Source organism: Bradyrhizobium elkanii WSM2783, from assembly GCF_000472865.1.
GTDB lineage: Bacteria > Pseudomonadota > Alphaproteobacteria > Rhizobiales > Xanthobacteraceae > Bradyrhizobium > Bradyrhizobium elkanii_A.
Window position 1 is genome coordinate 83471 of the sequence record NZ_AXAP01000033.1, and the last position, 11976, is coordinate 95446.

At 59.7% G+C, this 11976-nt stretch carries 11 protein-coding genes and 4 pseudogenes; 9 read left to right on the top strand and 6 right to left on the bottom strand.

Features of this window, described 5'->3' with window-relative positions; all coding sequences use genetic code 11:
* Positions 1 to 4 precede the first annotated feature (4 nt).
* The 4 genes from YY7_RS63430 (at position 5) to YY7_RS0126190 (ending at position 1870) form a co-directional block, all read left to right on the top strand.
* Positions 5 to 391, top strand: coding sequence for an FAD-binding oxidoreductase (locus YY7_RS63430; protein ID WP_245287404.1), 387 nt, complete (start codon positions 5 to 7; stop codon positions 389 to 391).
* Positions 369 to 734 (top strand): hypothetical protein, encoded by a 366-nt coding sequence (locus tag YY7_RS63435; RefSeq protein WP_245287405.1) that lies wholly within the window; start codon positions 369 to 371, stop codon positions 732 to 734. Before YY7_RS63430 ends, YY7_RS63435 begins: the two co-directional genes overlap by 23 nt.
* 5 nt (positions 735 to 739) lie before the next feature.
* Complete coding sequence (locus tag YY7_RS60680) at positions 740 to 1006, top strand: DUF6510 family protein (protein WP_155255325.1); 267 nt, start codon at positions 740 to 742, stop codon at positions 1004 to 1006.
* 594 nt (positions 1007 to 1600) lie between these two features.
* The gene (locus YY7_RS0126190; protein ID WP_196237330.1) at positions 1601 to 1870 is read left to right on the top strand and encodes a DUF2171 domain-containing protein; all 270 of its coding nucleotides are present in this window, start codon (positions 1601 to 1603) and stop codon (positions 1868 to 1870) included.
* Positions 1871 to 1998: 128 nt separating this feature from the next.
* Here the strand turns inward: YY7_RS0126190 and YY7_RS0126195 are convergent, their stop codons facing one another.
* Positions 1999 to 2763 carry an enoyl-CoA hydratase/isomerase family protein gene (locus YY7_RS0126195; protein ID WP_028165814.1) on the bottom strand — a complete coding sequence of 255 codons (765 nt, stop codon included), beginning with the start codon at positions 2761 to 2763 and terminating at the stop codon, positions 1999 to 2001.
* A gap of 391 nt (positions 2764 to 3154) precedes the next feature.
* Here YY7_RS0126195 and YY7_RS52855 point away from each other — a divergent pair, with 391 nt between their 5' ends.
* A complete protein-coding gene (locus YY7_RS52855) occupies positions 3155 to 3691 on the top strand; it encodes a YkgB family protein (protein WP_051396920.1) in 537 nt (178 codons plus the stop codon).
* A 56-nt stretch (positions 3692 to 3747) separates the two neighbouring features.
* Here the strand turns inward: YY7_RS52855 and YY7_RS0126205 are convergent, their stop codons facing one another.
* The 4 genes and pseudogenes from YY7_RS0126205 to hemA all read right to left on the bottom strand — a co-directional run.
* A complete protein-coding gene (locus YY7_RS0126205) occupies positions 3748 to 4344 on the bottom strand; it encodes a DsbE family thiol:disulfide interchange protein (RefSeq protein WP_028165815.1) in 597 nt (198 codons plus the stop codon).
* Positions 4341 to 4520: a heme exporter protein CcmD gene (gene ccmD, locus YY7_RS0126210; protein ID WP_028165816.1), complete on the bottom strand. Its 180-nt coding sequence runs from the start codon at positions 4518 to 4520 to the stop codon at positions 4341 to 4343. The genes YY7_RS0126205 and ccmD overlap by 4 nt, the downstream gene beginning before the upstream one ends.
* A gap of 4 nt (positions 4521 to 4524) precedes the next feature.
* Positions 4525 to 5255: pseudogene (locus YY7_RS52860) on the bottom strand (heme ABC transporter permease).
* A 221-nt stretch (positions 5256 to 5476) separates the two neighbouring features.
* Positions 5477 to 6665, bottom strand: a pseudogene (gene hemA / locus YY7_RS52865) (5-aminolevulinate synthase); the annotation flags it as partial.
* A 397-nt stretch (positions 6666 to 7062) separates the two neighbouring features.
* Here hemA and YY7_RS0126225 point away from each other — a divergent pair.
* Positions 7063 to 7671: a response regulator transcription factor gene (locus YY7_RS0126225; protein ID WP_028165817.1), complete on the top strand. Its 609-nt coding sequence runs from the start codon at positions 7063 to 7065 to the stop codon at positions 7669 to 7671.
* Positions 7672 to 7785: 114 nt separating this feature from the next.
* Here the strand turns inward: YY7_RS0126225 and YY7_RS0126230 are convergent, their stop codons facing one another.
* Positions 7786 to 8787, bottom strand: coding sequence for a helix-turn-helix domain-containing protein (locus tag YY7_RS0126230; RefSeq protein ID WP_245287406.1), 1002 nt, complete (start codon positions 8785 to 8787; stop codon positions 7786 to 7788).
* A gap of 555 nt (positions 8788 to 9342) precedes the next feature.
* Here YY7_RS0126230 and istA point away from each other — a divergent pair.
* From istA to YY7_RS62585, 3 genes and pseudogenes are all read left to right on the top strand, one after another.
* Positions 9343 to 10833 (top strand): annotated as a pseudogene (istA, locus tag YY7_RS0126235) (IS21 family transposase); the annotation flags it as partial.
* 8 nt (positions 10834 to 10841) lie between these two features.
* Positions 10842 to 11720, top strand: coding sequence for an IS21-like element helper ATPase IstB (istB, locus tag YY7_RS0126240; protein WP_028165820.1), 879 nt, complete (start codon positions 10842 to 10844; stop codon positions 11718 to 11720).
* Between the two features lie 45 nt (positions 11721 to 11765).
* Positions 11766 to 11976, top strand: a pseudogene (locus YY7_RS62585) (transposase); the annotation flags it as partial.

Consider the following 11976-nt stretch of genomic DNA (forward strand, 5'->3'; position numbering starts at 1 on the left):
CGATATGACGGTGACTGATACATCGCGTTCGTCCCGTCGGCTTGAGTGGCAGCTGGCCGAAGTTCGCGACATCATCATCGAAACGCCGCGCGTAAAGAGCCTTCTACTGTGGGCCACGTGCTGGCCCGGACATCTGCCGGGCCAGCACGTCGATATCAGGCTCACCGCCGACGACGGTTACCAGGCGCAGCGCAGCTATTCGATCGCCTCTCCCCCCGAAGATGAACTTCTTTCCCTGACCGTGGAGCGGGTGAATGATGGCGAGGTTTCCCCCTATCTCCTCGACGAGCTTCGCGTCGGCGATCAACTTCAGCTGAGGGGGCCCATCGGCGGCTATTGTAGCGGGCGGTACAGGTATCACGCCCCTGATGGCGATGCTCCGCCATCGTGACAGAGTCTCTGGCCCCGGCCGCGGTCAGGCTTTGCTGATCTATTCAACGAGAAGCCTGGAACATGTCATCTATCAAAAAGAACTCGATGCGATAGCGCGGCGCGATGTCAACTTGCGTGTCGTCCATGCGCTTACCCGCAAGCAACCGAACGATTGGAAGGGGCACCGGGGAAGAATTGATAAGGCGCTGCTCACCAAGACCTGCTTTCCCCCCGAGCAGAACCCGGCAATCTATGTATGCGGTCCCACCAATTTCGTGGAGACCGTCTCCGGCATTCTGATCGAACTTGGATTTGAGCCTCTTTCAATCAAAACGGAACGCTTCGGCCCCTCTGGAGGATGAATGCCATGGTTGATAACGTCTCCGACCTCCTACTCGATGGCAATGCTGCCGTACGTCTTCTTCATGATCTCTTCGTTCCCGACATCACACTCGCACAAATCCGATGTCAGGAATGCGACACCCTGAGAGGCGTCGGCTCTTTGGTCGTACATGCCGCTCCCATGGGAGCGGTTCTCAACTGTACCGATTGCGATTGCGTTCTGATGAGAGCCGTTCAGACGCCGCATGGTCTATGGTTCGAAATGGCGGGCGCGCGTTACCTGAAATTCTAGCCGGCGTGCAGCAATTTCCCAACTGCGCACCAGCACCACGAGCGAACTTCGCTCGCTGTGCTGCCGGACGTAAGGGAGGAATGGACGCCGCCCCTACGTTGGCGCAACTTTGCTCTAAGCTCGCCAATACAGGAAAAGCAGGCCTCCGGCGCACCGTGTAGCTTAAGCATACCCGGTGTTCCCTCCCACGCCCTCCCGAAGACCGGCGTAACTGCGGCCGGTCGATGTACGGCCGGCCGGCTTCTGTTGCAGAGATCAATCAAGGGCGTCCCGCTGCCATGCGGTGAAAAGATAACAGACCAGGGAGCATGTGCTTCAAACGCCGCGTCACGAACCGAGTGCTGAACAACCGGGCACTAACGCACATTCCCAAGCACAAGGCCGGCATCCTGGTGCCCATCAAGGAGAACGTTCGTGCCTGAAGTCGTGCCAACTATCGCCGAGATCGACGCTGTCAGGGAGAACATTCGCGAGCTGGTCGAGCGAGCTGCCGCCTTTTCCGGCGCCGCTGACGACGATCGCGCGTCGCAGCGCATCGCCGATCAGGAAGCGCTTCTTGAGGTGCTCGCCGGCGACGCGACGAACATAGCCAGCATGAGGAGAAGTCAAGTGAAGAATAATGGCGTGAAGAAGAACATCAAGGTGATCGGGGCCGACGGGGTCCATCTGGGAACCGTCGATCGCGTTATCGGCAGCAGGATCAGGCTGGCCAAACACGACAGCGGCGAAGGACGCCATAAAGGCCATCACCACTTTGTCCACCTTGGACTGGTCGCAGATATCGAGGGGCAGACGGTACGGTTATCGGCGACCGCCGCCACCGCCATCACCCTGGTAGAGGAGCAGTCCGGCGAGCCTACCTAGGCAGGCCGGACACCGAGGCAGACCAACTACAATTCCTACCGACGACAGACGACGACATCGCGCGCGGCGCATGGAACGAAGTGGGCGGAGCCTCTCTCCGCACTTTGCGTTTAGCGCATCTGTAGGCCCTAGGGTGCCTGTAAGCGCGCGACGTCCGCGGCCGAAATACCCTCAAGCGCCAGACCGAATGCGACGCTTTCGTCGACGATCCGCCGTAGCTTCTGCGTCAAAACAAGCCGGGTATAGCTGGCAGTAAGCGGCGGCAGCTGCGCGATACGGCGTGCGATTTCGTGCGCCCGCGGCAACAAGCGGTCGCCTGGAAGGATCTCGCTGATGACGCCCAGGCTTTTTGCTTCCTCGGCGCCGATGATCTGCTGGGTGAGCACGAAGGTACGGCCACGGATCGAGCCGATGACCTCGGGCCAAAGTGAGTGGATCCCATCGCCCGGGACGATGCCGAACTCAAGGTGTGGCTTGTCCTGGAATATCGTTTCGGGTGTTGCGATCACGATGTCCGCGAGAAGGGCATATTCCGAGTGAACCGTAGTCGGTCCGTTGAGCGCAGCGATCACCGGTACCGGAACGTCGATGAGATTCGCCAGCACCTTCTTGCCTTCGCGATAGATTTTATCGTATCCGCGCGGAGAGAAGAACTCGAAGCCATCGACATCGATCAGATCGATAAACGCTTCGCCCGCACCTGTAAGAATGACCACACGATTTTTGCTGTCCTGGCCAATCTGGCGGAAGAGTTCGACGAACTCTTCATGGGTGTGGCCATTGAATATCAACGTGCCGCCATCGGTGTGAAGAACCACTTCTAGCACGCCCTCTGAAGAGAGAGTAAGCTTGGCATGCGGGAATGCGTCCTTGTAGGTACTGAAATCGGCCATTGCTTGTGCCTTTCCCAAAATCGTCGATTGATAGGCATCGTACCTGAGTCTGAAATTCAAACGACGTCAAATCGACGGGTTAGGACTGAACTTACGCATGTTAGATGAAGTGGTAGCAAACCGGACACAGTGACGCCTCCAGAGGCTGCGCGCCTTCGCACCGTGAAAAACACGAACCTGGCTTCAATCCCGCAAATTCGAAAAAGTGATGACAATGGATGCCAGCTGACATTCGCGAGCTCTGCTACCGCTTGTTCAGTGTGACGCCAAATCCTTGTCGTTCCGGGATTGAGATTGCTCGGCTAAAGCAGCACGCAGTCGATCGACGGTTCATGGTGCTGAATGCGCGGGCATGCGGTGAATAGCTCGACCAGAACATGGAGCAACTTCAATGAGCCATCTGATAGCACGCTTGTTCAAGCTCGGCTTGTTCAGCGAGGACTATGACTATCATCTAATTCGCAAGGCAATGGTGGTCGTCTTTTTCTTCTTCGGCTACCAAAAATTGTTCGAGTACGGGGCTCGTGTGCTGGTTCCTTTCATCAGCAACGGTCCACTTACTTCGTGGCTCTATCCCGCTTTTGGCTTTCGTGGTGCAAGCTTCTCTCTGGAAGTTGCGGAATGGGCGTTCGGGATCCTTCTGCTCCTCGGATTTTGGAACAAAGCATTGGACGTCCTTGGAGAACTGGATTCATGTGCCACATTTGCGGCTACCGTTACCATTATTCCGTTCATCCCCGGCGGTTGGGCAGAATCGGCGGGCGGCTTTCCAGCCATGGCCGGCCCAGTTGCCTGCCTAATGAAGGATGGCGCTCTGCTTGCTGCATCGTTCTACTTGCTCAAGCAGGATGTCATCAGAGTTGCTGCTTACGGCAAAGCCTTCCCGTTCAGCACCAGGCGGTGCAGAAATAGGATCACGCCTGGCTAACGTCGTTCAAGGGCGAGAGGACAGGTTTGGAATTCGTGGCACCCGAACCGCAACAGCTAACCTCCCGCCTTGATCGACTTCTCGATTTCCACCTTGAGCACGCTGTCGATATTCTCAGGCGTCACCGGCCCGACCAGCTTGTAGACGATGCTGCCGTCGCGCCCGACCACGAACGTCTCGGGCACGCCGTAGATACCCCACTCGATCGCGGCGCGGCCGTTGCCGTCGACGCCGACAATGCTGAACGGATTGCCGTAGCGGCCGAGGAAGCGGCGGGCATTGTCTGCTGCGTCCTTGTAGTTGATGCCGACAATCTGCAGCCGCGTATCGTTGGCGAGCTGCACCAATAGCGGCGCCTCGTCGTGGCACGGCACGCACCAGGACGCCCAGACATTAACGAGGCTGACCTTGCCCTTGAAGGGGGCCGGATCGAGCCCCGGCACCTGGGTGCCGTCTCTCGTCAGGCCGGCCAGCGCCGGCAGCGTGGTTTGCGGCGCCGGGCGCCCGATCAGGGCCGAGGGGATTCTGGAGGGGTCGCCGCCGTGCAGCCCCGCCAGGAACAACCCGGCGAGCGCGAGGAACAACGCCAGCGGCAGCATCACCAGCCAGCGCCGGCTTCGCGGCGCGGCATCTGTTGTTACAGGCTCGCTCATCTGGTATCCGCCGCGCTGCGGCCGGAGCGGCGGGTCGCGCCGCCGGCCTCGAGCTCGCGCAGGTGCATCGTCTGCCGCCGATAGTCGATCGCGATCCAGACGATCAGGATCAAGACCACGGCCGCCACCAGCGCATAGGATGTCGCGATGAAGGATGCGTAGGGACCGAGCGTCATCGCGTCACGCTGCCCGCTGGCTGGCTTGCATCATCTGCAAGGACCGCACGCGGCGGCGCAGGATCTCGTTGCGCATCGCCGCCAGATGCAGCGTGATGAACAAAAGCGAAAATCCGGCCGCCATCACCAGCAGCGGAATCAGGAACGCGCGGTCGAGCGTCGGCCCGCCCATCCGCATCACCAAGGCCGGCTGGTGCAGCGTGTTCCACCAGTCGACCGAGAACTTGATGATCAGCAGGGTGATCGCGCCGACCAAGGTCAGGATCGCGGCGGCGCGTGCGGCCCGCGACAGATCTTCCACCGCGCGCCACAGCGCCATCAGGCCAAGATACATCAGGAACAGGATCAGCACCGAGGTCAGCCGCGCATTCCATTCCCAATAGGTGCCCCACATCGGCCGCCCCCACAGCGAGCCCGTCACCAGCGCGAGGAACGTGAAGGCGGCGCCGATCGGGGAGCGGCCTTGGCCGCGACATCGGCCAGCGGATGCCGCCACACCAGCGTGCCCAATGCAGCCAGGCTCATCACGCCCCACACGAACATCGACAGCCACGTGTTCGGCACATGGATGAACAGGATCTTGACGGTGGCGCCCTGCTGATAGTCGTCGGGCGCGGTCGCGGACTGGTAGAGCCCGATCGCGAGCAGGATCGCGGTCAGCCCCACAAGCCACGGCAGCACGCGCGCCGTCGGCGACAGGAACTTTGAGGGATTGGCGAGGTCGATCAGCGTCATCGGCTTGATTAGAGAGCGGCCAACCCTCGCAATTCTCACGGCTGATTGCCCGAAGATGATAATCACGAGAACTCCCGGATCTATGTCAGGGCACTTATCACCGAATCAATATCTGGTGTCGGCGCGATACGAGTTGCCGGATCGCCACACGCAAAGTGTCCTTTCCGATCCGGATGTGTTCGAAGCGGCTTCCGAGCGCGGAGATGTTCCAACAAACCACTCGACCAGATTTCTGCAAGCGCAGTTATTAAATGCTCGATGTCCTTGTCGGAGTGAAACGGTGACACCGTAACACGAAGCCGCTCTGTACCGCGTGGCACCGTCGGATAATTTATCGGTTGAATATAGATGTCATACTTACTTATCCAGGAGCACATCGCTGATGTGCTTGCATAGATCGGCATCCCCCACCATCACGGGAACAATATGACTTGGATTCCGCAAATGCGGCACGCCGACGTCATCAAGCCAGCGCCTTAGCAAGGCTACGCGGCCTTGCATATTGTCTCGCTCGACGAAACTTGATTTTAGATAGCGCACGCTTGCAAGCGCCCCCGCCGCCACGTGCGGCGGCAGAGCGGTGGTGAAGAAAAAGCCCGACGAATAGCTCCGGACAAAATCGCACAAGGCAGCGGACGCGGCGATATAGCCACCGACGCCCCCGAACCTTTTTGCCAGCGTACCCTCAATGACCGAGAGGCGATCGCTCAAGCCCTGTTGCGCGGCGATCCTGCCGCCGTGTCGTCCATAGAGACCTACAGCATGAACCTCATCAAGGTATGTCAAGGCACCATACGCTTCTGCAGCGTCGCACAGCTCCGCTATAGGCGCTATATCGCCGTCCATGGAATAGACCGACTCGAATGCCACCAGCTTCGGGGTGTCGCGGTCAAGTTCCGCGAGCTTGCGCGCGAGATCGGCGGGATCATTATGTGCGAAGATGCGAACGGGTGCACGGCTGCCCCGCATGCCTTCAATCATTGAAGCATGATTGAGGGCGTCAGAGAGCACGACACAGCCGGGTATGCATGACGCGAGCGTACCAAGCGCCGCCCAGTTTGAGACGTAACCAGACGTGAACAACAGCGCGTCTTCCTTATCGTGAAGATCCGCCAGCTCGCGCTCAAGCATGACATGATAGTGATTGGTCCCTGAAATGTTACGCGTCCCGCCAGCGCCCGCTCCACAGCGATCGAGGGCTTCATGCATGGCCGCCAAGATTGCTGGATGCTGCCCCATTCCGAGATAGTCATTGGAACACCAGACCGTCACCTGCTTCTTCTCGCCGCGGCAATGAAGCGTCGCACGAGGGAACCCGCCTACTTCCCGTTCCAGGTCAGCGAAGACCCTGTAGCGCCCTTCCTTGCGCAGTTCCTCGAACCGCTCGCAGAAATATGCCTCGCAATTCATGAGTCACCTATACACCCGCCGGCCCGCTCGATGGAGGGAGAGCCACACTCCTTTCGTGCTACTTCGAAGGAACGAGGCGATCCGTTCGAATTTCTAGTCCAACCTGGCCGCAGTGTCTGTCTCGGCATTGCCAGGATTTCGCAACCATTGCGCAATGGCTACCGGGTGCAACGCGGTGCCTCTCACCCGCCACAGTAGCGCTGCGCAGGCCAACAACAGAGCTTCGCACCATCCCGCCGCCGGGTGACAGTTACACGCAAGAACCGGACAACGACGGCAATACCGAAGTAGCGTTTATCGGAGTTCGGCGCAGAAATGCCGGTTGCGGCCTCCGTTAGGCACTCTATCGACTATTCTGCGGGAGCACTCATTCCCGTCTAGTGAATGGTAAGGATCCATGATCGACGAACGTGCTATCGTTGCAATCATCGACGATGATGTCTCCGCGCGCGATGCCCTGCAGGGGCTGCTCGAAACAGACGGTGTCAGCGTGACACTTTTCGGGTCGGCTGAAGACTATTTGCGGTCCTGCAAGCCCGACGCGCATAATTGCATCGTGCTGGACCCCGGAGATGGCGGCGTCGACCTTCCGGTCAAGCTCGCCAAGACGCAAAGTCCAACACCAATCGTGTTTGTCGCCGCCCGTGGCGATATTCGGGCGTCTGTCCGTGCCATGAAGGCTGGCGCGATAGAATACCTTACCAAGCCATTTCGCAGCCAAGAGCTGCTCGATGCGGTGAGAAGTGGCATTGAACTCGATCGCGCGCGCAGGGCCGAAGATCGCGCATTGAGCGATCTCCGGACGCGGTTTGCGTCGCTTACACCTCGTGAGCAAGAAGTACTGGCTCTACTCGCAGCAGGACGGGAGGTGAAGGAGATCGCAGGTCAAATCCGCATCTGTACGCATACGGCCCGCGTTCATCGCACGCGGGTGATGTCCAAAATTGGCGCACGGTCGATTGCCGATTTGGTCCGGATGTCGGATAAGCTTGCACATCGCGGCTGACAGACAAGCTGTGCACGCGCGCGGCTTGGTGAATCTGGCTCCCAAACGAAATTGTCATTTCCGTTAACCGTGCTGGCGGCCTCTTTGGGCTTACGCGATCTGAAGCTATGTGGACTATTTAAACGCCCTGCGATATTCGCTCGGTGCCCACCCCGTCGTCTTGCGAAACGCCGCACTGAACGAACTGGTTTGCGAATAGCCCAGAGTTAATCCGATATCGGTGACCGAAGCCGTTCGATCCGCCAGCAGTATCTTCGCCCGCTCCATGCGTTGTTGCACATGGTATTGATGTGGCGGAACGCCGAAGGATTGCTTGAACGCCCGGCAGAAGTGATGCTGGCTTAGACGTGCCAATCGCGCCAGCGTCAGGAGACGGATTTGCTCGCACAGGTGCTCTTCAATGTAGCCGACCACGGTCCGCTTTTGCCAGCTCGCGAGACCTCCCCGGCTCACTGGGGCATCACGTACGATGTCGCCCAGAGAGCGGGACAACTCATGTGCAAGGACGCTTGACAGGGCCTCCAGGTACGGCGTGTTTTCCTGACCGCGTTCGATAGCGCGCTTCAATTTGGCCGCAGTCTCCCAGACCGTGGAATCTTCGAAATATATTCGAGGCACATACGGAGTGTCCTCGTCATCGGACTTTTGGAGCTTGGCTGGATCAAGATACAAAAACGTCACTCGCGTTGATGCCCCCGTCTCATGCCATTCCCGATAGGCATGGCCGGCCGGTACGAAGGTGAGCTTGTTGACGAAGTTTCGCACCTTGGATGAAGCTAGCCCTTCGATGCACGTTTCGCCGTTCCGGCGCGCGCCCTCGTTGTACAACGCGAGCAAATGCACCGAGCCTTGAAAGCGGAATTCAATCTTGTTTCCGATCGGAGCATAGATGGTTTCGGTGAACCAGCGATGCCCGCCAGTGCCGAGACGCTTGACGGACTCGGCAGGGGTGATTTGAACAATCGGATTGAACCGGATACAGCTACTGTACTGGCGCGACTTCAGGCCAGCTTTCGGTCGAGCCTGCTCCAGATCAATGGACGCCTGATTTGTGCCGGCGTCTGGCACTCTGGTTTTTTCGTCGCTTGCGTACGTGCTCGTCATGACCGTCTTCACCCTGGTGACTCTTTGCAGAAGTCATTGCAACCGACCCGAACGATGCTTACGGGACTGTTGTAGGTTGGAAAGCGGTAGACTGCTCGTTATGCGAATCTCTCACGAGTTAAGCGTTGTAAAGCGTTATGTGATGCAGCCATTCAGGGACCGGCTACGGATCCGAACCGAAGGCCACAGTCCCATTGATGGCATCGCGACCGCGTGATCCGAAGCCACCTTCGTTCTGTGGACTTATCAATTTACTTTTCTTTACCACAGTGAACTTTCCCTCGACCGGGCCACGCAAATACGGTCGTGGGAACCCCGGTCACGGGCCCGAGACCACGGCGGTGGCAGAGATGGATTGGATCGAAGAGCGACATGATCGGCTACTGATCCATGAAATGTTGGCGCAGATCGGGGATATGCACCCTCTCGATTCTCGCAACACTGGATAATAGGTGTCATTCGGCCTGCAATATTGACCTCCTAAGCGGGGGGATCGGCGTCCAAAATTGCCCCCCTACAGATTGGTCTGTTGCGCTGCCTGCTTTGGCATGAAGCAGGTGGTGGGGGATGCTGATCGTGGAGACGATTGCCCGGATCCGGCGCGAGCACTTCGTCAAGGGCAAGACGATCAAGGAGATCGCCCGTGACCTGAAGGTGTCGCGGAACACAGTCCGGAAGGTGCTGAGGTCGCGAGAGACCTCCTTCGAGTACGAGCGGCAGGTGCAGCCACGACCAAAGCTGGGGCGGTGGGCATCGGAGCTCGATAGGCTGCTGGCGGCGAACGCGGCCAAATCGGCTCGTGAACAGCTGACGTTGATCCGGATCTTCGAAGAGCTGCGCGGTCGCGGCTACGACGGCGGTTACGATGCCGTGCGGCGTTACGCCAGGCGGTGGAGCAAAGAACGCGGGCAATCGACCGCGGCGGCTTATGTCCCGCTGAGCTTTGCCCCAGGCGAAGCCTACCAGTTCGACTGGAGCCACGAGGTGGTCTTNCTGAGCGGCACCACGGTGATGGTGAAGGCCGCCCATGTCCGGCTCTGTCACAGCCGCATGCTGTTCGTGCGGGCCTATCCGCGGGAGACGCAGGAGATGGTGTTCGACGCCCACGACCGGGCGTTCGCCCTGTTCAAAGGCACCTGCACCCGCGGCATCTACGACAACATGAAGACCGCCGTAGAGACGATCTTCGTCGGTAAANGGCGTCTCTACAATCGCCGCTTCCTGCAGATGTGCAGCCACTATCTGGTCGATCCGGTCGCTTGCACGCCAGCATCGGGCTGGGAGAAGGGGCAGGTCGAGAACCAGGTCGGGCTGGTCAGGGAACGCTTCTTCACGCCGCGGCTGCGGTTCAAAAACCTCGACGAGTTAAACGCCTGGCTGCTCGACAAATGCATCGCCTACGCCAAGGCTCATCGCCATCCAGAGCTGGTCGATCAGACGATCTGGGAAGTGTTCGAAGCCGAACGCCCCAAACTCGTTCCCTATGCCGGCCGCTTCGACGGCTTCGATGCGGTGACGGCATCGGTCTCGAAGACCTGCCTGGTGCGCTTCGACAACAACAAGTACTCGGTTGCAGCCGGCGCAGTCGGACGACCGGTCGAGGTTCAAGCCTATGCCGATCGCATCGTGATCCGTCAAGATGGACGCATCGTTGCCGAGCACCCGCGATCCTTTGGCCGCGGCGATACCGTCTACGACCCCTGGCATTATGTGCCGGTGCTCGCCCGCAAACCCGGCGCCTTGCGCAACGGTGCTCCCTTCAAAGACTGGGTGCTGCCGGCCGCGATCGAGCGGATCCGACGCAAGCTTGCCGGCACCGACGATGGCAATCGGCAGATGGTCGACATCCTCAACGCGGTGCTGACTGACGGTCTGCCCGCGGTGGAAGCGGCCTGTGCCGAAGCGCTTAGTCACAGCGTCCATTCCGCCGATGTCGTGCTCAATATCCTGGCCCGTCAACGTGAACCCGCCCCACCGGCCAACATCATGACGCCGGCCGCACTGACGCTCCGTCATGCACCGATCGCCGATTGTGCCCGCTACGACAACCTCCGGAGGACCATCTGATGGAACGAACCCAAATCTTCGACCTCATGGGCGAACTCAAGCTCTACGGCATGAAGGCNGCCTTCGACGAGATCATGGCAACCGCCGTCAAGCGCCAGCACGAACCCCAGCGCATTGTCGGCGACCTCCTCAACGCGGAGGTCAACGAGAAGCAAGCCCGCTCGATCAAATACCAGCTCACCATTGCCAAGTTGCCGCTTGCCAAGGACATCGCCGACTTCCAGTTCGACGGCACGCCGATCAACCAGACTCTCGTCAATGATCTCGCTGGCGGCGGCTTCATCGCTCAGCAGCGCAACGTCGTGCTAGTTGGCGGCACTGGCACAGGCAAGACCCACTTGGCCATTGCCATTGCCAGAAGCTGCATCCGATCCGGTGCCCGCGGCCGCTTCTTCAACGTAGTCGACCTCGTCAATCGCCTCGAGACCGAGACCCGCAACGGACGGCAAGGACGGCTCGCCGAGCATCTGACCCGGATGGACTTCATCGTGCTGGATGAACTCGGCTATTTGCCCTTCGCCCAGTCCGGTGGCCAGCTCCTCTTCCACCTNGTCAGCCGGCTCTATGAGCGCGCCTCCGTCATCGTGACCACCAATCTCGCCTTCGGCGAATGGCCGAGCGTGTTCGGCGACGCCAAGATGACCACCGCGCTGCTCGACCGGTTGACACATCACTGCGACATCGTCGAGACCGGCAACGACAGCTGGCGGTTCAAAAGCCGAGACGACGATCACGCCACCCGCGCTCGTCTCGCCTCCGCTATCCCGGCCAGCTCCGACGAGACGAGCGCTACCAGCAAAACCCGCCGCACGAAGGGGTCAAAATTGGACGCCGATGAGGGGCGCATTGCCTCATCAAGAATGTTACCGGAGAACTGACCGTCAGGATTGGGGCGGCGATACCGAATCGGCTCGGTGTCGCCGATGGCAGGACGGATCAGCATGGGTGCGCGGCGCGAGCTCACGGCGGCGGTGGTAGAGCGCTATCGATCAGCAGGGCGGGCAGATAAGGGGCGCATACTCGACGAGCTTTGCGCGGTGACCGGCTGGCATCGCAAGCACGCGGTTCGGGCGCTTGCCGGCCATGTCGCAATTTCGCCGGAGGCCCGGCGCCAGCGAAGGCCGACCTATGGCG

Coding starts and splice junctions, on each gene's coding strand:
- YY7_RS0126225 (WP_028165817.1), top strand. CDS start 7,063: ATGATCGACGAACGTGCTATCGTTGCAATCATCGACGATGATGTCTCC.
- YY7_RS60680 (WP_155255325.1), top strand. CDS start 740: ATGGTTGATAACGTCTCCGACCTCCTACTCGATGGCAATGCTGCCGTA.
- YY7_RS52855 (WP_051396920.1), top strand. CDS start 3,155: ATGAGCCATCTGATAGCACGCTTGTTCAAGCTCGGCTTGTTCAGCGAG.
- YY7_RS0126205 (WP_028165815.1), bottom strand. CDS start 4,344: ATGAGCGAGCCTGTAACAACAGATGCCGCGCCGCGAAGCCGGCGCTGG.
- YY7_RS63430 (WP_245287404.1), top strand. CDS start 5: ATGACGGTGACTGATACATCGCGTTCGTCCCGTCGGCTTGAGTGGCAG.
- YY7_RS0126190 (WP_196237330.1), top strand. CDS start 1,601: ATGAGGAGAAGTCAAGTGAAGAATAATGGCGTGAAGAAGAACATCAAG.
- YY7_RS63435 (WP_245287405.1), top strand. CDS start 369: ATGGCGATGCTCCGCCATCGTGACAGAGTCTCTGGCCCCGGCCGCGGT.
- ccmD (WP_028165816.1), bottom strand. CDS start 4,520: ATGACGCTCGGTCCCTACGCATCCTTCATCGCGACATCCTATGCGCTG.
- YY7_RS0126195 (WP_028165814.1), bottom strand. CDS start 2,763: ATGGCCGATTTCAGTACCTACAAGGACGCATTCCCGCATGCCAAGCTT.